This window comes from Lysinibacillus sp. NPDC093216 (assembly GCF_050280325.1).
Classification (GTDB): domain Bacteria; phylum Bacillota; class Bacilli; order Bacillales_A; family Planococcaceae; genus Lysinibacillus.
Window position 1 is genome coordinate 1 of record NZ_JBNNVB010000022.1, and the last position, 23364, is coordinate 23364.

General features: G+C 38.9%; 19 protein-coding genes and 1 rRNA gene. 13 read left to right on the top strand and 7 right to left on the bottom strand.

Annotated features, from left to right (window positions below; translation table 11 throughout):
• Positions 1–93 (top strand): 5S ribosomal RNA (rrf, locus tag ACQKOG_RS19920); the annotation flags it as partial.
• 625 nt (positions 94–718) lie between these two features.
• Here rrf and ACQKOG_RS19925 read toward each other — a convergent pair.
• Both ACQKOG_RS19925 and ACQKOG_RS19930 read right to left on the bottom strand, forming a co-directional pair.
• A complete protein-coding gene (locus ACQKOG_RS19925) occupies positions 719–1267 on the bottom strand; it encodes a GNAT family N-acetyltransferase (protein WP_370077024.1) in 549 nt (182 codons plus the stop codon).
• A gap of 220 nt (positions 1268–1487) precedes the next feature.
• Positions 1488–2201, bottom strand: coding sequence for a hypothetical protein (locus ACQKOG_RS19930; protein WP_402872918.1), 714 nt, complete (start codon positions 2199–2201; stop codon positions 1488–1490).
• 239 nt (positions 2202–2440) lie between these two features.
• Between ACQKOG_RS19930 and ACQKOG_RS19935 the strand changes: the two genes are divergently transcribed.
• Together ACQKOG_RS19935 and ACQKOG_RS19940 are read left to right on the top strand one after the other, a co-directional pair.
• Positions 2441–3622, top strand: a complete 1182-nt coding sequence (locus ACQKOG_RS19935; RefSeq protein ID WP_370076688.1) for a PDZ domain-containing protein — start codon at positions 2441–2443, stop codon at positions 3620–3622.
• Complete coding sequence (locus tag ACQKOG_RS19940; RefSeq protein WP_370077026.1) at positions 3622–3852, top strand: DUF2198 family protein; 231 nt, start codon at positions 3622–3624, stop codon at positions 3850–3852. The genes ACQKOG_RS19935 and ACQKOG_RS19940 overlap by 1 nt, the downstream gene beginning before the upstream one ends.
• Before the next feature lie 52 nt (positions 3853–3904).
• Here ACQKOG_RS19940 and ACQKOG_RS19945 read toward each other — a convergent pair whose 3' ends face one another.
• Positions 3905–4231: an AzlD domain-containing protein gene (locus tag ACQKOG_RS19945; RefSeq protein WP_370076690.1), complete on the bottom strand. Its 327-nt coding sequence runs from the start codon at positions 4229–4231 to the stop codon at positions 3905–3907.
• A complete protein-coding gene (locus ACQKOG_RS19950; RefSeq protein WP_370076692.1) occupies positions 4228–4959 on the bottom strand; it encodes an AzlC family ABC transporter permease in 732 nt (243 codons plus the stop codon). The genes ACQKOG_RS19945 and ACQKOG_RS19950 overlap by 4 nt, the downstream gene beginning before the upstream one ends.
• A 124-nt stretch (positions 4960–5083) precedes the next feature.
• Between ACQKOG_RS19950 and ACQKOG_RS19955 the strand changes: the two genes are divergently transcribed.
• Positions 5084–5635: a helix-turn-helix domain-containing protein gene (locus ACQKOG_RS19955; RefSeq protein ID WP_370076694.1), complete on the top strand. Its 552-nt coding sequence runs from the start codon at positions 5084–5086 to the stop codon at positions 5633–5635.
• A gap of 11 nt (positions 5636–5646) precedes the next feature.
• On the top strand, positions 5647–6276 hold the full coding sequence (locus tag ACQKOG_RS19960; protein WP_370076696.1) for a TVP38/TMEM64 family protein: 630 nt from the start codon (positions 5647–5649) through the stop codon (positions 6274–6276).
• 318 nt (positions 6277–6594) lie between these two features.
• Here the strand turns inward: ACQKOG_RS19960 and ACQKOG_RS19965 are convergent, their stop codons facing one another.
• Entirely contained in the window at positions 6595–6921 is a 327-nt protein-coding gene (locus ACQKOG_RS19965) for a hypothetical protein (RefSeq protein WP_427448110.1), read from the bottom strand.
• Positions 6922–6968: 47 nt separating this feature from the next.
• On the opposite strand from ACQKOG_RS19965, the gene addB reads away from it, so the two are divergent.
• The 6 genes from addB to ACQKOG_RS19995 all read left to right on the top strand — a co-directional run bounded on the left by addB (position 6969) and on the right by ACQKOG_RS19995 (position 19141).
• Positions 6969–10478: a helicase-exonuclease AddAB subunit AddB gene (gene addB / locus ACQKOG_RS19970; protein ID WP_427448112.1), complete on the top strand. Its 3510-nt coding sequence runs from the start codon at positions 6969–6971 to the stop codon at positions 10476–10478.
• A 1-nt stretch (position 10479) separates the two neighbouring features.
• Positions 10480–14196, top strand: coding sequence for a helicase-exonuclease AddAB subunit AddA (addA, locus tag ACQKOG_RS19975; RefSeq protein ID WP_427448114.1), 3717 nt, complete (start codon positions 10480–10482; stop codon positions 14194–14196).
• 99 nt (positions 14197–14295) lie between these two features.
• Positions 14296–15462: a DUF418 domain-containing protein gene (locus ACQKOG_RS19980; protein WP_415732745.1), complete on the top strand. Its 1167-nt coding sequence runs from the start codon at positions 14296–14298 to the stop codon at positions 15460–15462.
• A gap of 303 nt (positions 15463–15765) precedes the next feature.
• Positions 15766–16668 carry a fumarylacetoacetate hydrolase family protein gene (locus ACQKOG_RS19985; protein WP_427448116.1) on the top strand — a complete coding sequence of 301 codons (903 nt, stop codon included), beginning with the start codon at positions 15766–15768 and terminating at the stop codon, positions 16666–16668.
• Between the two features lie 184 nt (positions 16669–16852).
• Positions 16853–17218 (top strand): YisL family protein, encoded by a 366-nt coding sequence (locus ACQKOG_RS19990; RefSeq protein ID WP_370076708.1) that lies wholly within the window; start codon positions 16853–16855, stop codon positions 17216–17218.
• Between the two features lie 456 nt (positions 17219–17674).
• Positions 17675–19141, top strand: coding sequence for an alpha-amylase family glycosyl hydrolase (locus tag ACQKOG_RS19995; protein WP_427448118.1), 1467 nt, complete (start codon positions 17675–17677; stop codon positions 19139–19141).
• A 95-nt stretch (positions 19142–19236) separates the two neighbouring features.
• On the opposite strand, the gene ACQKOG_RS20000 is transcribed toward ACQKOG_RS19995, so the two are convergent.
• Positions 19237–20094: a DegV family protein gene (locus tag ACQKOG_RS20000; RefSeq protein WP_370076712.1), complete on the bottom strand. Its 858-nt coding sequence runs from the start codon at positions 20092–20094 to the stop codon at positions 19237–19239.
• A gap of 679 nt (positions 20095–20773) precedes the next feature.
• Positions 20774–21583, bottom strand: a complete 810-nt coding sequence (locus ACQKOG_RS20005; protein WP_402872939.1) for a Cof-type HAD-IIB family hydrolase — start codon at positions 21581–21583, stop codon at positions 20774–20776.
• Between the two features lie 120 nt (positions 21584–21703).
• On the opposite strand from ACQKOG_RS20005, the gene ACQKOG_RS20010 reads away from it, so the two are divergent.
• Both ACQKOG_RS20010 and ACQKOG_RS20015 read left to right on the top strand, forming a co-directional pair.
• Positions 21704–22468 carry a prolyl oligopeptidase family serine peptidase gene (locus tag ACQKOG_RS20010; protein WP_370076716.1) on the top strand — a complete coding sequence of 255 codons (765 nt, stop codon included), beginning with the start codon at positions 21704–21706 and terminating at the stop codon, positions 22466–22468.
• A 53-nt stretch (positions 22469–22521) separates the two neighbouring features.
• Entirely contained in the window at positions 22522–22830 is a 309-nt protein-coding gene (locus ACQKOG_RS20015; RefSeq protein ID WP_370076718.1) for a metal-sulfur cluster assembly factor, read from the top strand.
• The last annotated feature ends 534 nt before the right edge of the window (positions 22831–23364 follow it).

Below are 23364 nucleotides of genomic sequence, written 5' to 3' on the forward strand. Positions count from 1 at the left end.
CACACCCGTTCCCATACCGAACACGGAAGTTAAGCTCTTTAGCGCCGATGGTAGTTGGGGGCTTCCCCCTGTGAGAGTAGGACGTCGCTAGGCACCTGAAAAAGCCGAGGATTTATTCCTCGGCTTTTTTATTTGCAATTTTTCAGCAGATTAACCCAAATAATACCATGAAATGGTTGTGGTTTCTGCCGACTATCTAGCCGAAGGTGAAAAATAGACGATGGAGCAAAATATCAAGCACCAGCTGACGAAGATGCAGGACCTAGAGATTTGTTTGGAATAAAGTTTGATTAAAATGCTTTCTTTTCCGGTAATTTAGTATACGGATTTTATAAATAAGTTTGATTTTTATTTGTAGTTCTTGTTGGACTAAAGAGCGGCATAAGGATACTCTGCCTTTTTAACCTCAAGCGTGTGAAGAGCGCTAGCCCAACGGTAGGTGGGAGATGAATTTCGGTTTAGCATAGCCAAAAACTTTTGATAACTAGCTATATGAAGTTCTTGGATCACTCGATATATGAGGTTGCTGGAAAGAAAATAGAGTGCGAAAACCAAGCGATTCGGTTCCTGTGTAAAATATCTAACGTACCAAAAGAGCGTCCACACGTTGGACATCTAGGGTCAGAACACTCCGAAGTAACGCTCAGGGAGACAAAAGGTTGCTTTCGTCGTGGAACTGGGAAGCTCTCACTTTAAGCTTTGCTAAGTGGCGAGCAGTTCACATTCGTTTGAGGTCTCCTTTAATGATTGAGTACATATATAAATCATCAAATTTTCCACAAGTATATTCATAATGCCTCAATAAACCTTCTCTTTTAAAGCCCTGATTTTCTACTAATTTTTGTGATGATAAATTCGCAGGATCAATTAGCGCCTCAATTCGTTCCATTTCAAAATGTTTATAGCCATATTTAATAACAGCTTCTAAAGCTTCACCAGCTATTCCTTGGCCCCAATATTTTTTATTTAATTCAAACCCTATTTCAGCTCGATAATGTTTAGGGTGCATATTAAGAAAGCCGCAACTACCTATAACAACACCAATATTTTTCTGTGTAATTCCCCACCTTATACCTGTACCTTCTTCCAATATAGATTTATACCATCTTATTTCGCTCAAGACGTCATTTGGGGATTCGTATGGTTCTAACCCCATATATTTAACAACGTCTTTATCTGATAGGTATTTATACATATCGTTAGCATCCTCTGGTGTCACTTCTTTTAAAATTAACCTTTCTGTTTCTATGATCGGAAATTTACTCATCATACAGTCTCCCTTTATAAATATTGGATTTAATAATCTTATAATATATTCTATTCTAGAATTTCTCACTTACATTATGACCAAACTATGCCCTTACGCAGCTAAACTGCATCGTTAGTAAAAAGCATCTCAAGTTGTAGAAACAACTTTGATAGCGCAATATGAAAAATAGCGACTTCTACAACTCAAGATTGTAGGAATTTTTATTATATTACTGGTATTATTTTTTTAGATTTGATAATTCATAGTTAATAACTTCCTTTATCTTATCGTTTCCAATTGCTCCATTATGGAATGTATTAGAATCGCTCCAGTAAAGCTGTCTAAATGAAACACCATTATTAAGTTCAATCCCCAAAAATATACGTGTACCTTCTAGCTTACCTACATCAATTAATGATTGTACATCTTCTAATTTTAATTCATAAAATGCGGCTAGGAACGTATCCTTGGAAGACTGTGAGAATGTGTGTATTCTCTTGCCATCTTCAGTGCTTTCAAAATAGATATTCTTCACCAACTTATCCATAGGGTAAAGTTCTCCTGCTGTTTTTGCCATTTTATTTGTGTTGGCTACATAAACATCATCATTTGCAGCAACAATCAAGGAAGTTGGATATCCTTTTATTTCAGAAATGATTGTTCCTTCTTTTAAATATGTCGCATCACCATTTTGCATCTTGTGATTACTGCATGCACTGTCAGCCATCTTATATGTCACTTTACCAAGTTCTTTACCTTTTTCAATCGTTATAGGGAGATTTTCATTTGCTGGCTCTGGAAAATAATGGGCATACTCTATATCATTAATCATCAGCACATCCACCCATTCAATTATCGCATCAGGACATCCTTTATGAAAAGTGAAGTTACTGCAAGAAGATAACAACAAAGCAAATACAGAAATCAATAGCATATTTTTAAAAACTTTCAACATAACACCTCCTAGTTATTAGACACTTATCACAGATTTAAGTTACAATTAAAGTGGGAATATTCAGATTTAATCTTAGGGATGGAAATCGACACACCTGCAACGTTTTAACTTAAAATCCGCTGAATACGATAAAAAAATAAGAATAGAAAGCTTTCTACTAGATTGTACTACGCAAGAGTGTAGTCGTTTGATACAATAAAATCATAGTATTCAAGATAGAAACGGCGGGTGTTCGTATGGTTAGTGATATTTTAATAGAAATTGTAACAGCGATTGGCCGCTTTTTAATCAACCCATTAATGTATATCGCAATTTTATTTGCGGTTTTATTAGGTTATAGTCGTGTAAAGCAGGAGCGGAAATTTTTTAATAGACGTATTATTTGGGGTTGGACAGAGCTAATTGGTCAATGGAAATATGGGTGGCTAAATGCCCTCCTCATTTCACTAATAAGTGTTGGGTTAGGTTTAACAGTACCTAAAGCCTTTTTAATGATTTTAATCGCTATTTCTGCGTTGGCATTATTATTGTTCTTCATTAATGCACTTTCACCTATTTATACAATGGGGCTTGCGACATTAGCAATGTGGTTGATGTACCATTATAATTGGACATTTTCTTGGTGGAAAATCTCTTTAGAAGGTGTAAATTTACTTGATGGTTCCATTATAACGATTACGATTTTAGCAGGTCTATGTGTGATTGCTGAGGGTATGTTAATTCGCCGAACAGCAATGAAGATAACGACACCGAGAGTTGAAAAGACGAAGCGAGGTATGCAGGCAATTGTCTATCGTTCAAGAAATGTATGGGTATTGCCAATTTTCTTTGTAATACCTGGTGATATTATTCCGGTAGATTTCCCTTACTGGCCGCAATTTACATTAGGAGAGAGTACCTTTTCACTCGTACTATTTCCACTTGTTATAGGCTTTTCAAAGCTTACTAGAAAAGAATTACCGACTTTGCAATTGCCTAAAATTGGCAGAGTAGTGCTAATGCTAGGTCAGTTAATTTTAATAGGTGGACTTGCTGCAGCGCTGGAGCCATTTATTGGCATTATCACGTTGGCAATTGGTGCAGTGATTCGTATCATTATTTCGATCTTCTATGCTATGCAAGATAAAAAGGACATTTATGCGGTTGCACCAAATTCAAAGGGTGCTATTATTGCGGCTGTCTTACCTGATTCACCTGCTGAAAAAATGGGCTTACTGGCAGGAGAATGTATTCGTAAAGTAAACGGTCAGGCCATTTTTACAGAAAATGATTTATACGAGGCTTTGCAATTAAATGCTGCACATTGTCGCCTAGAAGTAATAGATCGTAACAATGAAATACGCTTAACACAGCATGTTATATATAGCAATGATCATTATCGTATTGGATTGTTATTAGCTGAGCCGAGGGATATATGATGGATGTTTTCGGGAAAATGATGTTAGCGTTATTTTTACCAGCATTACTCGTATTATTGTTTACTAGAATTACGTATAATCGGTATGTTGCATTAATATTGGCGATTGCGCTTATTGCGGCATCTATCTATGCAGGTTATACTTCGCCACCTATTATCTTCGTAATCGATGCATTTTCGTTAACAGTAGGCTTTTGGCTAGCAAGTAAAATGAAAAAAAACAAAAATTAATATAAAAGGTCAGTCAAAAGTGATAGCTTTCTCACTTTTAAGACTGACCTTTTTACATGAAAAACCTTACGGCTGCCATAATGATAACCCCTGCTACAACTGTAATAGATAAGCTTTTGGTAACAAGTGCAATCATAAGCGTTGGCACAAAGGTAATAAATACGGGCCAATTGAGTGTAACAATTTTTCCGCTTTCTGTATCCAATAAGTTTTCGATGACAAGAGCACTCAAAATACAAACTGGGATAAAGCTTAGCCATTTTAATACAACCTCAGGTAGCTTCACATTTCGGACGAATATAAACGGAATAATACGTGGTAGCCAGGTGACAAGTGCACAGCCAATGATGAGCCATACCATAGTAGCAGTTGTCGTCATTTATCTGTCACCACCCCTATAGTTGCTACAATAACTGTTGAAAGAAGAACAGCCACATGCGAAGGCATAATATAAGAAAGACCATACATAATAACAACCATATAGCCGATTAACATAAGATAATGCATTATTTTACTTTTACCTACACTGTTAAGCTGGAGAACAAGAAGTGCCACAAACATAGCAATCAATGCGAAATCTAAGCCCCATTTTTCAGGAGTTGCTACCCATTGTCCTAAATATGCACCAGTTACACAAGATAGAATCCAAAATGAGTAAGCAGTTATGTTCAGCCCATCCATCCATTTGCCATGTAATTTACCGGTTTGCATTTGCTTTGTAACGGCTACACCAAATGTTTCGTCCGTCAATAATGTGCCGAAACCAACATTTCTTAGCATGGAATAGCGTGTAAAATGAGGAGCTAATGTTAAACTCATTAATAAATGGCGTAGATTTACGACAAAAATGGTTACAATAATAGCAGAAGCAGGGCTATTCGTTAAAAGAAGTGCACAAAAAATAAATTGTGCGGAGCCTGCGTAAATGAGTATCGTTAAAAGCGCAATTTCGAGTACAGATAACCCAGAAGCGGAACCTACAACACCGAAAGCGAGTCCTATGCTAATATATCCGAGTAAAGTGGGGACACAATCTTTAACGCCTTGTAAAAAGCTATCGTCTGGCGTGTTTGCTGTTTCATTCTGAAAATCGGTTGTACTTGTCATAAATAGATCGTCCCTTCTTATAAATTTCCATGTATAATAATGGTGGAATAGTCTGATAGTTCGTGATGTTTATTAAAGTATACATATGTCTTATAAAATAAACAATAGAAATTGGTGAATAAAAATGGAGCAAATGAGTCGAAATTTGGCATTTCAATTAAAGAGGATCCGGCAGCAACGTCATTTAAGCTTAGATGATGTTGCCAAAGCTACAGGGGTAAGTAAAGCTCAACTTGCCCAAATTGAAAAAGGAGAGGCAAATCCTACAGTATCAACGATTTGGAAAATTGCTGCAGGAATGCGCACTTCATTTTCTTCATTATTACAAGCACCAACAGCACACTTTATGAAATATAGTAGTAAGGATGCGCCACGTGTAGATGAAGATGAGGGACGATATCGTGTGTATTCCATTATTCCTTATAATCCAGATCGTGGCTGGGAACTTTATAGGGTTGAAATGGAGCCCGGTGCTTTCAGGAGAAGTGAAGCCCATACAGAAGGGGTAGAAGAAACTGTGACTGTAATCCAAGGGCAGGCCATTATTTCTGCTGGTGAGATGCATGAATTACTAGAAGAAGGGGATACACTAGTATTCTCAGGACATCAGCCACATGAGTATAAAAATACTTCGGAAAAGTTAACGATTTTACATTTAATTTTGCAATATAAATAGAGGTGTCGATTTTGAGTGAATGGTTTACTGTAGATAATATTGAGCAAATTGCGGCACAATATCGAACGCTTGGCCCAATCATTGGTTTATTTTTAACGTTTATAGAGGCGTTTTTTCCGTTTTTACCTCTGGTCGTGTTCGTTGTCGCCAATGCGAGCGCATTTGGTTTATGGTTAGGTTTTTTATTATCATGGATAGGATCTGTAGCGGGGTCATATGCAGTATTTTTGCTTGTCCGACATTTTGGCAACCATCCAAGGCTTCGATTTGTAACAGGCAGTAAAAAAGTAGAGAAGCTAATTAAATGGGTAGATATGAATGGTATTAGCCCATTATTCGTGTTACTTTGTTTTCCTTTTACACCCTCAATCATTGTAAATATTGTAGCGGGGCTGTCCCATATTCATAAAAAGTATTATTTTGTAGTGTTATTGGCTGGGAAGTTCGTTATGATTTTAGGAATGAGCGTGCTTGGTTACGATTTGAAATCGCTCCTAACAAGTCCTGTAAGACTGATTATTGCTGCTGTTGCGATTGTCTTGCTTTGGTGGGTTGGCAAGTTTATGGAGAAACGATTAAATGCGCGTGTAGAGAAAGACTTAAAACATGCGAGAAAATTGACGAAAAATCATCAACGTTAAAAGTTGAATATGCACATCTTACCCCTTTTATCATGTAAAATGAGAGAAGGGGTTTTTTATCTTCATTAATAAAGGTAAGGCAATGCTCGAAAAACATTGAGTAGCGCTTAGATAAAATATTTTAAAATGCATAGGTAGAGTAGCAAAGTGATCAGGTCAGTGCGAAAAGTGATCAGGTCAGTGCGAAAAGTGATCAGGTAGAACAGCAAAGTGATCGGGTCAGTGCGAAAAGTGATCAGGTAGAACCGAAAAGTGATTGGGTCGGTGCGAAAAGTGATCAGGTAGAACCGAAAAGTGATCGGGTCAGTGCGAAAGTGATCAGGTAGAACCGAAAAGTGATCGGGTGAGTACGAAAGTGATCAGGTAGAACAGCAAAGTGATCGGGCCAGTGCGAAAAGTGATCAGGTAGAACAGCAAAGTGATCGGGTCAGTGCGAAAAGTGATCAGGTAGAACAGCAAAGTGATCGGGTCGGTGCGAAAAGTGATCAGGTAGAACAGCAAAGTGATCGGGTCAGTGCGAAAAGTGATCAGGTAGAACAGCAAAGTGATCGGGTCAGTGCGAAAGGTGATCAGGTAGAACAGCAAAGTGATCGGGTCAGTGCGAAAACAGCTCAGGTAGACCAGCAAAGGCCAGGTGTTCCACAACAACAATCACTTTTTAAAATAGATAATTAACAGGAGGGGAAAAGTACATGACATTGCGTATCGTATCAGGACGTTCAGGGACGGGTAAATCAACGTTTATTCATCAAGAGATTGTCGAGCAATTAAAAACAGAGCCGTTAGGTCATCCAATTTTTGTAATTGTCCCCGACCAAATGTCGTACTCAACGGAGTATGAGCTAACGAATAAGCATGGCTTGCAAGGCTTAATTCGTGCACAGGTCATGACATTTAAACGATTGGCATGGCTAGTGTTACAGGAAACGGGTGGTATTGCTCGAAAAGAAGTAAATGGCTATGGTTATCGAATGCTTATCCGTAAACTTTTAGAGGAACAAAAAAGTGAGTTTTCGTTATTTCGACAAGCAGCTGGGAAACGAGGCTTTACAGAAGAAATTGAAACGCTATTACGAGAGTTTAGTCGTTATAGTGTAAATAGTTCGGTGTTAGCTGAAGTGACAGCGTCTTTGCAGGCCATTGATGCGCCTAATACATTGCAAGCGAAGGCTAATGATTTACAAGTAGTTTTGCAAGCTTTGGAGGAACGACTTGGCACGACATATGTCGATAGTGAGGGGTATTATCCGATTTTAACCGAGCAACTAAAATGCTCCGAGACGATGAAGCAGGCGTCCATTTATATAGATGGTTTTACAGCATTTACGGTAAGAGAATTAGAGCTTGTAAAAGAGTTATTGAAGGTGACGAAACAGGTAACGGTAGTTCTTCCCTTTGACCATATCGATGAAGTTTATGATGAGCAATCTTTATTCCATGAAGCCGCTTCTACGAATCAACGTTTACACGACATTGCATCTGAAGAAGGCATTGAAGTTGAAGCACCACTGCACTTCTATAATACGTATCGTTTCCAGTCTAGTGATTTACAACATATGGAAACTCGATTTGCTGATATGGTGCCTCAAGCGAAAGAAACTTCAGGTGATGTAATGGTGCTTGAAGCATCTAATCGACGTGCGGAGATACATGCCATTGCCCGGGAAATAACAAAGCTGACGAGAGAGAAGGGGTATCGTTATCAAGATATAGTACTTCTTTATAGACAAGCAGAAGTTTATGACCCGCTCATTACAACGATTTTCCAACAATACGAAATTCCTATTTTTACAAATTCGAAAAAGACGATGCTGCATCACCCTTTAATTGAACTTAGTCGATCTGCTTTAGAGGTTATTACTTCTAATTGGAAATATGAACCGGTTTTTCGTAGCGTGAAAACAGATTTATTTTTCCCGTTACATGCTGAATTAAATGTTTGGCGTGAGCGAGCGGATCGTTTAGAAAACTACTGTTTAGCACAAGGCGTCTTTGGAGAGCGCTGGTTTGAGGAAGCTCGATGGTTTTTCAAAAAGTATCGCGGACTTGAATTCCATTCACGCGTACAAACGGACGAAGAACGTGCTATGCAGGCAGAAATCGAGGCTATTCGCGACGAAATTCGGCAGCCGCTTAAATCATTACAGGACAAGCTGGAAGTGGCGACAACAGGTAGAGAAGTAGCGACAGCTTTATTTGAGTTGATTGAGCATTTAAATGTTTATGAAAAGCTTCAAGCAATGAAAGATCGTGAACTAGATCGAGGCGATGCATTAGCTGCAAGTGAGCATGATCAAGCGTGGAAAGAATGGATTGCAGTGCTCGATCAGTTTGTGTATATGTTTGGTGAGCAGGAGATGTCCGTGGAGGAAGCGGCGAAAATTTTAGATGAGGGCTTTGATACATTAGAATTTTCGCGTATCCCGCCTACATTAGATGAGGTCATGGTAGCGACAGTTGATTTAGCTCGTTTATCGAATATAAAAGTCGCTTTTGTCTTAGGAATGAATGATGGAGTCTATCCAACTCGTATGGATTATGAGGGATTGCTGTCAGATAACGAACGTGAATGGTTTAGTCAAATTGGCTATGAGCTAGCGCCGACGTCTAAAAATCGTTTACTGCAGGAAAATTTCTTGCTATATCGAGCTTTAACTACGCCATCCGATAAATTATATATGTCCTATCCAACGGCAGATGAAGAGGGCAAGGCACTACTGTCTTCACTCTATATAAAGAAAATTATCGGCAATGATAAAACGGCTGGCCTTTTGAGTGGTGTCGAGGTCGAGCGAGTTGTAATCGATCCAATTGAACTACTGGATGAAAGTGCATTACCGTATTTACGCCATCCACGTACAGCTTTAGCACATTTAATGGTGCAAAAACGCCAAGCTGAACATAGTCGTGAGCTAGCGCCAGAGTGGCTTGCTTTACAAAAATTTTATAGACAGGACCCTTATTGGGCACTTATTTATGATCGAGTTTTACATCCAATCACTCATAAAAATGAAGCTGAGCCCTTAGAAAACTACATCACTCAGGAATTATATGGTCAAAAGCTAACATCTAGCGTGTCTCGTGTTGAGAAATATTTCCGTTGCCCATTCTCGCATTTTACAACGTATGGGCTTCATCTTGAAGAGCGGGCAGAGTACAGACTAGAAACATTTGCAATGGGCGATTTATTCCATGAGGCATTGAAATGGATTACGGAGGAGACACACCGTCTGCAACTATCATGGATACGTTTAACAAAGCAGCAAATTAAACAATTAGCACGTCAAGCCGTAGAGCAAATTGTGCCGGTATTTTCTCATCAAATCTTACTATCTAGTGCACGTTATCGTTACATTCAACGCAAGCTTATACGTATTGTCGAGCGAACAATGACGGCACTTACGCAGCATGCGAATGTATCCCACTTTAAGCCAATTGCCATTGAGGCATCATTTGGACCGGGACAAAATGAACAGCTTCCTCCACTTGAAATAGATTTAACAGGTGGTAAGAAAATGTTTATGCGGGGTCGTATTGATAGGGTAGATAGTGCGTCTATTGATGACCGCTCTTATTTACGGATCGTCGATTATAAATCATCCGCTCGTGATTTAGATTTGAATGAGGTTTATCACGGTTTGTCTCTACAGGTACTAACGTATCTAGATGTGGCGATGGAAAACGCTTCTTATTGGCTGCCAGGTGAGGCGGAGCCAGCTGGGGTTCTTTATGTACATGTCCACAATCCAATGCTAAAGCTTGATAAGGATTTAAGCGACAGTGAAATTGAAGAAGACCGTTTAAAACAATACAAAATGAAAGGTCTTTTGTCGGAAAATGCGGAGGCCATTTTATCGATGGACGAGCAATTAGAGGAATCGAGTGGGCATTCAAAAATTATTCCTGTCTATATGAAGAAAGATGGGACACCATCAGAATCTCAGTCACGGGTTGTACCTGTAAATGATATGAAAAATCTACAGCATTTTGTACGGCGCAAGCATCAAGAGGCTGGTGATGGAATTTTAGCAGGGGATACGTCCATTAGTCCTTATAAACTTAAAACAAAAACAGCATGTGATTACTGTCAATTTACGGCGGTTTGTCAATTTGACCCATCTGATGGCAAGCAAAGCTACCGTCAGTTACAGCAAGCAAAACCGAATGATATCGTTGAGATAATTCGGAAGGAGATGAAGTAAGTTGGTACAAAAAATACCTGAAAAGCCAGCGGAAGTGACATGGACTGATGACCAGTGGAAGGCCATCTATGCAAGCGGCCAGGATACACTTGTATCGGCTGCGGCAGGCTCTGGTAAAACGGCAGTTCTCATTAATCGTATGATTGAAAAGGTAGTGGCGACAGAGAATCCCATCAATGTCGACGAGCTACTTGTCGTAACATTTACAAATGCATCCGCTGCTGAGATGCGTTACCGTATGGCGGAGGCGCTTGAAAAGGCTATTGCAGAAAATCCAACTTCCAACCATTTGCGACGCCAGCTAAGTCTTGTCAATAAAGCACAAATTTCAACGCTGCATTCTTTCTGCTTAGCTATTGTGAAGCAGTACGCCTATATGCTAGATATTGATCCAGGCTTTCGTATAGCAAATGAGGCAGAGGTCGCTTTGTTAAGGGACGATATATTAGCAGAAGTATTAGAAGATGCTTACGATTCTGAGGATGAAGCACAGGTTCAAGCAATCTACCGTCTTGTTGATAGCTTTACATCGGATCGTGATGATCAGGCTATTGAAACATTAATAAGCAAGCTTTATGATACGTCTCGTGTTCATGCAGAGCCTCAAAAATGGCTTCGTAGTTTACCAGAGACATATGACTTAGCAGCGGACGTGACCATTGACGATTTAGAGCTGTCGAAATATGTAAAGTTAACCGTCAAGCATAGTCTTGAGGAGGCATTCGTCTTAATTTCTGAAATGCGTGCCATTACGCTACAGCCCGAGGGACCTGCACCATATGCTGAAACTGCAGAAATGGATTTTGCCATGATTCAGGAAGGCATTCGCATTAGTCGTGAAGGAACGTGGCAAGAACTCTTTGATTATTTTGGTACGGTGAAATGGTCAACTTTAAAGCGTGTATCAAAGGATGCTTTAGTGGATGTGGAGCTACAAGATCTTGCTAAGAAAAAACGTGAGGCAGCAAAAAAAATTGTGAACAAGCTTAAGGAGACTTTTTTCGTTCGGACTCCTGCACGCTTGTTAGAAGAGATTCGATTAATGGGTCCGACGATAGGAACATTAGTCGAATTGACGAATGTTTTTAGTGAACAGTTCCGCATGGCAAAATTAGAACGAGGAATTATCGATTTCTCGGATTTAGAGCATTTCGCATTGCAAATTTTAACTGTAGAAGTTGAAGGTGAATTACAGTCTTCACCGGTTGCACTAGATTTGAAAAAACGTTTTAAAGAAGTACTTGTTGATGAATACCAAGATACAAATATGCTTCAAGAAACAATATTGCAGCTTGTGAAAACAGGTAGTGAGCAAGAGGGAAATCTGTTTATGGTTGGGGACGTCAAACAAAGCATTTACCGTTTCCGTTTAGCAGAACCGAAGCTTTTTATGCGAAAATATAGCGAGTTTCTAGAGACCCCAGATTTAACGGGAATGCGTATAGATTTAAACGCTAATTTCCGTAGTCGACAAGAAGTGTTGAACGCTACAAACTATGTATTTGCACAAATTATGGGTGAGCGTGTAGGGGAAATTCTTTATGATGAAAATGCTTCATTAAAGCCAGCAGCGCCGTATGATGATAAAGAAGTTCCGGTAGAGCTAGTCATCATGCATCCTCCTGACGAAGAGGCGTTGGACGAAGAGGCGGAAGACATTGCAAGCGACGCCTCTGAACTAGAGGAATTAAAAAAATCACAGTATGAGGCACGTTTTATCATTGAGCGTATTCGGCAGATGATGGAGGATGGGACAACCGTATTCGATACAAAAACGAAGACAGAACGGCCATTAAAATATAGTGATATTGTGATTTTAATGCGTTCAATGACATGGTCAACTGATTTAGTTGAGGAATTTAAGCTTGCGGGAATCCCTCTCTATGCGGAGTCCTCTAAAGGATATTTTGATGCGCTTGAAGTTATGATTATGCTGAATGTACTAAAGGTTGTCGATAATCCATATCAGGATATTCCTTTAGCTTCAGTGCTACGCGCACCATTTGTTGGCTTAACAGAAAATGAGCTAGCAAAAATACGGTTAGCAGATAAAAAAGCGCCATTTTATGATGCATTAAGGCAATTTATTCGAAGTGATGGACATGGTGTGCAATCAGACACTTTTGTGAAGCTTCAACGATTTATGCTAGCATTTGAAAACTGGCGAGATTTAGCACGACGTGGTTCACTGTCAGATTTAATTTGGAAAATTTATTTAGACACGCATTATTATGAGATGGTTGGTGCTATGCCAAATGGTAAGCAGCGTCAGGCCAACTTACGCATTTTACATGACCGTGCTTTAATGTATGAGAAAACAGCCTTTCGAGGACTATTTCGCTTTTTACGTTTTATTGATCGTATGCGTACGCGTGGAGATGATTTAGGAACAGCTAAATCGATTGGAGAAAAGGATGATGTTGTGCGTCTTGTAACGATCCACTCTTCAAAAGGTTTGGAATACCCTGTTGTCTTTGTTGCAGGGATGGGGAGACCGTTTAATAAAATGGATTTCCACAATCCGTATTTATTCGATCAAGATTTTGGCCTTGCAGTGAAGGCAATTGATCCAGAAAATCGTATTACGTATACATCTCTACCATTTTTAGCGCTAAAGGAGAAAAAGGAGCTTGAAATGCGGGCTGAGGAAATGCGTGTATTGTACGTAGCGATGACACGTGCGAAGGAGCGACTTATTTTAGTAGGCTCCGTGAAAAATTGGAGTAAAACGCTCGATAACTGGCAGGATGCTCAAAGTTTACCGGTGGATGCCCCATTACAAGAGTATTTACGCGCGAGAGCTAATAGCTACTTTGATTGGCTTGGGCCTGCAGTTGCTAGACATGCAGATTTTGCAAAAATTGCTTCTTCTTCCTATAAGGCATCTGAAGATGTATCACATTGGTGGGTACGAGCTGTAGAAACAAGCCATTATGCGTATGACATACAGGCGTTAGAGGATGAGATACAGCCATTGCTAGAAACGCCAGAGGACGAAGCTTTGCTGTCGGAAATTACGATGCGTTTTCAAACACATTATGCATTTCAGAAATCAACACAAAAACGCTCTAAAACATCTGTAAGTGAAATTAAGCGTATAGAAAATCTACAGCGGCAGGAGGAGCCTGAATATTACTTTTCAGTACCTTCTAAGCAAAAAATGACGACTATTGCGCCCCGTCCAACCTTTTTACAGGACAAACAGATGACAGGTGCAGAAATAGGAACAGCTGTCCATACGGTCATGCAGCATGTACCTCAAAACGGCTTTACGGATGTACAGGAGGTTAAGGAGTTTGTCGCTCATTTAGTGGCAAGGCAGCTTCTGACCGAGGCTGAGGGCAAGGTTGTTCCATGGAAAAAAATATATAATTTCTTTACAACAGATATTGGACAACGCTTTAAAAAAGCAAAAACAATCCGAAGAGAACTGCCATTTACGATTAGTAGGGTAGATGAAGACGGCGACGCTCAAATTGTACAAGGGATTATTGATTGCTTATTTGAGGATGAGAATGGTGAATGGATTTTGCTTGATTATAAGACAGATCGTATCCAATCGCATTTTGCAGAGGAACCAGCGCTAACGAAGGAACTTTTAGACCGATATGGTGTTCAGCTCAGAGTTTATAGTGAGGCGATAGAATCTATCCTTCAAATCAAAGTGAGTGATAAAGTTCTATATTTATTCGATATTGAACGGTCTTTACATTCATAAGTGAACGAGGTGAAAACAGGGCTATCTGATATAGTTTCATAATAAGGGAATGAATTTAGAGAGCCCTGTTTTCGCCATATACATAGAGGAGGCTATTTTGTGGAGTTAAAACCGACAATGTTGCAGGAACGCATCGCAACATTAGATATTTTACGTGGTATTAGCTTACTAGGCATTTTACTCGTTAATATGTTTGCCTTTTATTTGCCAATGCCATATATTGATTTGGCATCATGGTTTACAACACCGTCAGATATGGTGTGGCAGCAAAATTTAGATATTTATGTACAAAGTAGCTTTTATCCACTGTTTGCCATGTTATTTGGCTATGGACTCGCTATGCAATGGCAGAAAGCACAAAGCCGTGAACAAAATTTTTATAAGATAGGACTGCGAAGACTTTCTGTATTGTTTGTATTTGGTTTAATACATGCTGTGCTCATTTGGTGGGGCGACATTTTGATGATGTATGCATTTTGCGGCGTTTTTTTATTGCTTTTACTACGTCTACATCCTATTTGGTTATTGTCAATCGGTATTATGATTAACGGTGTTATGCAAGTTTTTATGTTATTTATTGTAGGGTATATTAATTTTAATACGAAAATTGATGAGTATTTAGATATCACTTCGGTAGAGCAGGCGATAACTGCTTACGGGACGGGCAGTTGGATGGATGCATTTATGCAACGTTTAACCGATTTATCTGTTCAGGCGGGAATCGGCATGTGGTTTGTGGTATTATTTACAATTTTACCATTTATGTTAATTGGTGCTGCGGCTTCTAAATGGCGTTTAGTGGAACGAGCGAAGGAGCTAAAATGGCTTTGGCTGGCATTAGCAATAGCTGGATTAGCAGTTGGTATTTTCATCAAGAGCTTACCGATTATGTTTACACGTACGTATTTATTAGACTACATGAAAGTTTACATAGGTGGTCCAATTTTAGCAGTAGGCTACATTGGGCTCATCGTTTTACTTTGTTTATTTCCAACTGTATCAAAGTTGCTTAGTCCTTTTGCCAAAATGGGACGCATGTCGCTAACGATGTACATACTTCAATCGATCATTGGAACATGTTTATTTTATCAATTCGGATTTGGCTGGTATGGAAAAGTGAGCGTCGCAACAGGCGTGTTAATAGCAGTCAGTATTATTATTATCCAAATGATTGTGGCAGAAATTTGGCTAGCGAAATGGCAACAAGGTCCGTTAGAGGCTTTATGGCGCAAGTTAACGTATAAAGAGAAAACTAAAGTAAGTTAATTGTATTCAGCGTGTCGGCAACATATAGTTAATGAATACGTCTTGTATAATAAGAATAATTAATCGTGACTTGGCTCATTATTAAAAGTTGCGATAGCATTTGTTAAAACGTATGTTATGTATACAAGTTGATTGTAGTGGAGGATGGACGCCCCCAGGAAAGCGCCCATCCGGAACGGAAATCAACCCACGTTATGGTGATGAGCCCACGATTTAATAGGAATAAAAATAGTTATCGCAAAAGTAAGGCAATTCCTATAATATTGTTGTATCATGTAGAAAAAAGAAGGAGCTCTGAAAATCATGAAAATTTTATCATTTAAATTAGGTGGACATGTAAGCTTTGGACCAAAAGTAAAAAAAGAAGAAGCGGTATGGGATGTACTCGCTATTCAAAATGAACTTCAAGTTCTCCCTTCTTTTTCAAGTTCAATTGTAGATGGCATTGCACTAGGCTTTGATTTTGTTGAACAGATTCGTAAATTAGTAGAAGCCGCTGAAAAATCAGATCGCGCTAATAGCTTCAAACGTGAATTTACAGCGATCGAGTGGTTATCACCGATTCCACGTACACCAAAAAACATTATGTGTATAGGGAAAAACTATGATGAACATGCTAAAGAAATGGGTGCAGAGGCAGCTCCAACAGATTTAATGGTATTTACAAAATCTCCGACTGCTATTGCTGCTGATGGCCAAACAATATCTATCCATGCCAATCTTTCATCTAAAATGGATTATGAAGGCGAATTAGCTGTTGTCATTGGTAAACGCGGTAAAAATATTCCGAAAAACTTAGCATACGATTATGTATTTGGCTACACGATTGCCAATGATCTAACAGCTCGTGATTTACAAGAAAAACATAAGCAATTCTTCTTAGGAAAAAGCTTGGAAGGAACTTGTCCACTTGGACCTTACCTTGTAACAAAAGATGAAATTCCGAATCCACAAGATTTAACAGTGGTAACAAAAGTGAATGATGAAGTACGCCAAAACGGCTCAACAAAAGATATGATGTTCACTGTAGAATCATTAGTATCGATTTTATCTCAGCATGTAACATTAGAGCCAGGTGATGTTATTTTAACGGGTACTCCAGCGGGTGTTGGTAAAGGCTTGAATCCGCCACAATTTTTAAAAGCTGGGGATACTGTGAAAGTGTCCATTCAAGGCATCGGTACTTTAGTGAATCATTTTGAATAATTTTTTCAAATCCGCGTGAGTTTACCTCCGCGGATTTTTAACTTCTTTCAGTAGATTCCGGACACAATTATGCAGAGGCATAATTGATGTATATTATATGAACACTATTGTAATGTTTGAAACCCTTTCCATCACATGGTAGGATAGAGTTTGATAGAAAAAAGAATATGAGGTGGGGACAATAATGGATTTCTTAACTAGCCGAACGGATGCGCATATTACTACTTGGGTAGTTGCAATCGTAATCTTTTTAATTGCAGCATTAATGGGCAAGCAGTCAAAAGGCTTACATATGACATTACGTTTATTCTACATTTTAATTATTATTACTGGTGGGGCACTATTCTTTAAATACCAAGCTGGAGATCCAATGCTATATGGTCTTAAATTCTTAGGCGGTATTTTAGTCATTGGTATGATGGAAATGGTATTAGTTCGTCAAAAGAAAAATAAACCAACTGGCCTGTTTTGGATTTTATTTGCAGTATTCTTATTCATTACATTATTTTTAGGCTTCAAACTGCCAATGGGAATAAATTTCTTGGCATAATTATTTTGAAAAGTCGTGAAGATTTCGCTTCACGGCTTTTATTTTTGGGGGGAAGTTAAATCGCTCAGGTAGCTTGAAAAACTGCTCGGGTAAGCCGGAGAAGTGATCAGGTAGGTCGGAAAACTGCTCAGGTATGCCAGAAAAGTGAACGGGTAAGCCGAAGAAGTGATCAGGTAGCCCAGAAAAGTGAACGGGTAAGCCGAAGAAGTGATCAGGTATGCCAGAAAAGTGATCGGGTAAGCCGAAGAAGTGATCAGGTAAGCTGAAGAAATGCTCAGGTCCCCAAAAAAATGCTTGGCTCCCCCGACCAAGCCCCAAATGAATTGATTAGGAGAAGTTGACACCTTTTTGTCGTAATTAATTTTGCATTTTCGGAAAATATTTTTAAATGATAGCGACGTGACTATTTTATTTGGTAAAATGACGATGGATTGGTTTGAAAGAGAGGGAATAATAGTGAAATTCAAGAAGTGGATAAGTGCGACAGCTGCATCGCTTTTACTAGCAACTACATTAGTGAGTGCTACACCAGTTGCACATGCTGATGAAGCAACGACAAGAACGATTGCAGAAGAAAGCATCTATGATTTACTCGTTGACCGTTTCTTTAATGGTTCGGGCACTAACGATTTTGATACAAATACGCAAGACCCTACTAAGTTTGCAGGTGGCGATTTTGCAGGTTTACAGGATAAACTAAAATTTATCGGAGAGATGGGCTTTACAATTGTTTCGATTGGCCCTGTTTTTGCCACTGAAAAATATGATGGATCGATGCCGACGAGCTACTCTACAATTGAGCGTCATTTTGGGACATCTGAGGAGTTCCAAAGCGTCATTGAGACCTATAAAGCTAAAAATGTATCGATCATGGTTGATTTCCCGCTAAACAATGTAAGTCCGAATCATGAGTGGGCAAAAGATCCAGCGAAAAAGGATTGGATTACTTCAACAAATAATGGACAAGTACAATGGGACTTAAAAAACAAAGATGTACAAGAAGCACTTATTAAATCTGCAACAGATTTTGTCTCTACATATGATGTTGGTGGGGTGCGTTTAACAAATATTGCTGGTGCCGATACAGGATTTATCAATGCAGTGATTAAGGCATTAAAAGATTCGAAAAAATCGCTCTATGTGATTTCTAATGAAGAAAGTGATGCAAACTTTGATGCAAGCATTTCACCGGCTACAGCTGATATTTACCGTAATATATTTAAAAATGTTGATATGGATTCTTCTAAGTTGATGGACCCATTAAAAGGTGAAAAGCCAACTCAAATTATGGTGGATTCGCTAGAAACACGTCGTTTTACATTTGATTCTGCAGCTGAAAATATGTTCCCACCAACGCGTTTGAAAATGGCTATGGGTGCTTTATTTATGATGCCAGGGATTCCAGTTGTGCAATATGGTACAGAAATTGCGATGAACGGGGAAACAAAGCCAGATACGCACCAAATTTTCAACTTTAAAACAGATGATGAGTTAATCGAATATATTAAAAATGTTCAATCGTTACGTAATAAATCTGAGACATTACGAAATGGTGATTTTGAAGTTATTACAAATGAAAATGGCCTACTTGTATTTACACGAACATCTGATAAAGAGAAATGGGTCATCATGGTTAACAACACTAGTAAAACACAACGCGTTGATTTAACACCTGCTCAGCTTGGGGAAGGTAAAATGCTAAATGGTATTATACATGAAGAAAAAGTTCGTATTAATGAAAAAGATGTGTATCCGGTTATTTTAAATCGTGAAATGGTAGAGATTTATCAAGTTAGAGATGATGAAGGATTAAATGTACCTTATATGGTAGCACTAGGATTAGTATGGGTTATATTCATAGGATTTGTAGTTGTTATTATTAGACGAGGTAAAGTACGTCGTAAGGAGCAAGATGCTCAATAATTTTAATCAGGGAAGGTTTTTTCATCCCCACTGATTATTGTCTTCAACAATCGAGTAAACCCCCTCAACACTTTTAAGTGCGGAGGGGGTTTTTGTTAAGCTTGATAGCTTTTATTCGTAAAGAAGATGGCAATTGTACCTGGTCCAACGTGTGAGCCGATTGCTGAGCCAATCATTGTTACTTGAATGGCTTTTGGCGAAAATCTTTTTTGGATAGAAGCCTTTACTTCGTTGGCAAAGTCCACATCATCACTATGACTAATACCAATAATTTTCTCAGAAAAATCATCGCCGCGTTCTTGCATTAAATCTAACATGCGAGTGATGGCTTTTTTGCGTCCGCGAGATTTTTCAATCGGCACAAGTTTACCGTCCTCTACATTTAAAATTGGTTTAATGCTTAGGAGCCCTCCAAGAAATGCGCTTGCCTTTGATACACGCCCACCTTTAGCAAGGTAATCTAAATCCTCAACTGTAAATAAGTGTTCCATTTGTGGGGTAAGAGCTGTGATTTTTGCTTCGATTTCTTCCAATGAAGCACCTGTATTTCGAAGTCGAACCGCTTCTTCGACTACTAGACCAAAACCAAGTGAAGCACATTTAGAATCGATGATCGCTAATTTAAGGGAGGGATATTGCTCCTGCACTTGATTGCGAATCATGACTGCCGTATTATAGGTGCCTGATAATTCCGATGAAAAGGCAATATAGATCCCTTCCTCTTCATTCTTTGCTAGATTTTCGAAATGGTTGAGAAAAATCTCTGGTGATACTTGGGATGTTTTTGGGCGAGCTCCTTGACGAATAGCATCGTAAATTTCTTTGGAATCAATTGAAATGACATCATCATATTCATTATTGTTCAATTGCACTCGTAGTGGAAGAAGTTCAACATTGTTTTCTTCATAGTAAAACTTTGGTAAATCACATCCACTATCAGTAAAAATTTTCATCATTTGTCCCCCTAATTTAATATTCTATATGAGAAGTTTTCAAATACCTATACTACATAACAGGTGAACAAGTGTCGAGCTTTCACTTTCCACTTTATGTTTCTCTAAACTATTTCTAATGAAATATTATATAGATATATTATCATATCGAGTTTCAGTATAATTGCAACCCAGGATTTTTAACTTTATTCAATAAGTACCTATCGAATAAAGAGTACTTCTGAATAAAGTTAAAATGAAAAAATGACTCATTACCATAACGTGGTTGATTTCCGTTCCGACTGGGCGCTTTGTCGCTGACGCTTCGCTTTCGCGCAGATAAAACATTTGACGCTGACGCTTCGCTGACGCTTCGCTGACGCTTCGCTTTCGCGCAGATAAAACATTTGACGCTGACGCTTCGCTTTCGCACAGAGCAAAGCTTCCTCGGGGCGTCCGATGAGCCGCTTGGGCCAACAGATGTTTTTTGCACGAAAGCGTAGTGCTAACGTAGCGGTAGTAGCACCGATGTTGGTCACGAAGGCGTTATCATAGGACGTGATGGTTTTAGCCTTCGTTCCTCTGTTGCTAATCCCCAAGGAGTCGCCCAATCTCCACTCCAATCAACTTGGTATACGTTTCAACAGGTGTCATCCACAATTTTTGGTGATGATCCAGAAAATGGGGTATCACTACTTAACTAGGTTAATTTCAAGCGATCGATGAGTATTTTAGCAATGCCATCGTCATTATTGGTTGTGGTAATTTCATTAGCAATATTTTTTAAAGTAGGAATGCCATTGCCCATTGCTACACCGATGCCGGCGTAATCGATCATTTCTAAATCGTTATCTTCATCACCGAATGCAATAATACGCTCGCGTGGAATACCTAAATCTTTTGCTACATGAGCGATTCCCACTGCTTTATTTAAGCCACGGCGAACAATCTCAATTATGTGAAGTGGAGCACCCCAGCGACGATGTTCAATGACCTCTGCATGAACAGCCTGTAAATGATCACGGATAATCGTGGAATTTACTTCATTCGCTTGAATCAGTAAACTAGTTGGGTTATCAAGTAAATGGGTATAGAGGTCTCCAAGAGTAATTTTTGGATTCCCCATATTAAAAATGTTTAATATCCGTTCATTCTCTGTATGCACATAAATATCGTCCTTAACTTCTGCAATGATATTTTCGTATTGATAGCTATTGATGGAATCAACGACATCATGCACTACGCCTAAATCAATAGGAGTATGCTTAGTCTGCCAAGCAGCATTTTTCGGGTGGTGGACGTAAGCACCATTAAAATTCACGATGGGCGTTGTAAGGCCAAGTTCGTGATAGTATATATCACTCGCACGATAAGGACGACCTGTAGCAATCATCACTTGATGACCTTGTTCCTTTGCCTGCAATAATGTTTTTTTAGTTTTGGCTGAAATTTGTTGTTGGTCCGTTAATAACGTACCATCTAAGTCTAAAACGATTAAATGCGGTTTCATAGCTCATTGCCCCTTTCCTATAATTTGAATAGTATCTCTTTGTAAACCATACGTCAAAATTTTGTCACATAGAGAAAAGTTTGCTAACATAAAGATAGACAAAAGTTGGGAGTGACAAAGATGATTGTTGAAAAAGAATTGTGGGGAGATATTCCTTTATTACATATACATACAGAAAATATGAATGAAAAAACCCCAGTAGTTATTTTTTTACATGGTTTTATGAGCGCAAAAGAACATAACTTACATTATGCATACCAATTAGTAGGCAACGGGGTGCGTGTCCTATTACCAGATGCAAAATTACATGGCGACCGTAGTGAAGGACTATCTGAGATGAAAATGAGCTTACATTTTTGGGATATTGTTTTAAATTCTATTCATGAAGTTGAACAATTATATAATGAATTAAAGAATAAAAAATTATTAGTGGATGATAAAATTGGCGTTGCTGGTACATCGATGGGTGGAATTGTAACATCAGGCTGTTTAAAGCGTTATGACTGGATTAAAACAGCAGCAGTATGCATGGGTGCACCAGGGTTTCTTAAATTAGCGGAGTATCAATTACAGCAATTCGCTAAAAGCGGTGTGAATTGGCCAATGTCAGAAGAAGAAGTACAACAAACGAATGAACTTCTTGCTAAATATGATGTCAGCCTAACACCAGAAAAATTCGCAGGACGACCTGTGTTATTTTGGCATGGGGAATTAGATAAAACCGTTCCTTTTAATGAAACGTATAATTTTTATTTAACTTTACGCAATTATTATGAAACAAATCCAGAAGACTTAAAGTTCTTAGCTAATAAAAGAGCGGGCCATGCTGTGTCACGAGATGGTATGTTAGCAGCAACTGAATGGCTTGCACAGCATTTGGCATAATAAGATGCATCTGCTATGATTAAGTTAACACTGTGACGGAAGGAGAAATACAGATGGATCAAGATATGAAAGACAGCATGTTCGGTGCATTAGAAAATGTAATTGACCCTGAGCTTGGTATTGATATCGTCAACTTAGGTTTAGTATATGATGTAGAGTTAGATGAAGAAGGTGTAGCAACCGTTACAATGACGCTAACGTCTATGGGCTGCCCAATGGGACCTGTTATTGTTGATCAAGTGAACACAGCTTTAGGTGAGCTTCCTGAGGTAAAAAGTACAAATGTCAACATTGTATGGAATCCACCTTGGTCAAAAGATAGAATGTCACGCTATGCCAAAATGGCATTAGGTGTACGCTAAGTCCACTTAAAGCACGATAAAAAATCCCCGCTTATAACACATAAGCGGGGATTTTTTCTGTTTTTGAAATACAAAATAGTTAAAGTAATCTTTGTGACTGTGGCGTGCTTTAAATGAAGAAGATTTCTGTTCCAAGCTACTCATCATAAAACAACAGAAGAAACTTATAATAATGACGCTATTGTATATCTGGTGTTGCTGACGCTTTACTATCTGAAATACAACAATTGTTGCTGTCGCTTCGCTTTCGCACAGACAAAACATTGTTGCTAAAGTTTTTTGTTGTATCACTATGAATTTTAGTAACATGCAAGAAGATACACGCTATGTGATGTGGTTGATTGGAGTGGAGGCTGGGCGACTCCTCGGGGATCAGCGTCACAGATGAGACCCTGCAGCGCAGCGAAGCGGCTCATCGGACGCCCCCAGGAAAGCGCCCAGTCGGAACGGAAATCAACCCCTCGCTTTGCAGAAGAGTCTTACTTTATTTCTTTACATAATAGAACACAAAATCCCCACTTATAACTCATAAGC

Excerpts from the sequence above, each read along its gene's own strand:
- ACQKOG_RS19925 (WP_370077024.1), bottom strand. The coding sequence starts at position 1,267 with ATGAGTAAATTTCCGATCATAGAAACAGAAAGGTTAATTTTAAAAGAA.
- ACQKOG_RS19935 (WP_370076688.1), top strand. The coding sequence starts at position 2,441 with ATGGTTAGTGATATTTTAATAGAAATTGTAACAGCGATTGGCCGCTTT.
- ACQKOG_RS19940 (WP_370077026.1), top strand. The coding sequence starts at position 3,622 with ATGGATGTTTTCGGGAAAATGATGTTAGCGTTATTTTTACCAGCATTA.
- ACQKOG_RS19945 (WP_370076690.1), bottom strand. The coding sequence starts at position 4,231 with ATGACGACAACTGCTACTATGGTATGGCTCATCATTGGCTGTGCACTT.
- ACQKOG_RS19950 (WP_370076692.1), bottom strand. The coding sequence starts at position 4,959 with ATGACAAGTACAACCGATTTTCAGAATGAAACAGCAAACACGCCAGAC.
- ACQKOG_RS19955 (WP_370076694.1), top strand. The coding sequence starts at position 5,084 with ATGGAGCAAATGAGTCGAAATTTGGCATTTCAATTAAAGAGGATCCGG.
- addB (WP_427448112.1), top strand. The coding sequence starts at position 6,969 with ATGACATTGCGTATCGTATCAGGACGTTCAGGGACGGGTAAATCAACG.
- ACQKOG_RS19985 (WP_427448116.1), top strand. The coding sequence starts at position 15,766 with ATGAAAATTTTATCATTTAAATTAGGTGGACATGTAAGCTTTGGACCA.
- ACQKOG_RS19990 (WP_370076708.1), top strand. The coding sequence starts at position 16,853 with ATGGATTTCTTAACTAGCCGAACGGATGCGCATATTACTACTTGGGTA.
- ACQKOG_RS20000 (WP_370076712.1), bottom strand. The coding sequence starts at position 20,094 with ATGAAAATTTTTACTGATAGTGGATGTGATTTACCAAAGTTTTACTAT.
- ACQKOG_RS20005 (WP_402872939.1), bottom strand. The coding sequence starts at position 21,583 with ATGAAACCGCATTTAATCGTTTTAGACTTAGATGGTACGTTATTAACG.
- ACQKOG_RS20010 (WP_370076716.1), top strand. The coding sequence starts at position 21,704 with ATGATTGTTGAAAAAGAATTGTGGGGAGATATTCCTTTATTACATATA.
- ACQKOG_RS20015 (WP_370076718.1), top strand. The coding sequence starts at position 22,522 with ATGGATCAAGATATGAAAGACAGCATGTTCGGTGCATTAGAAAATGTA.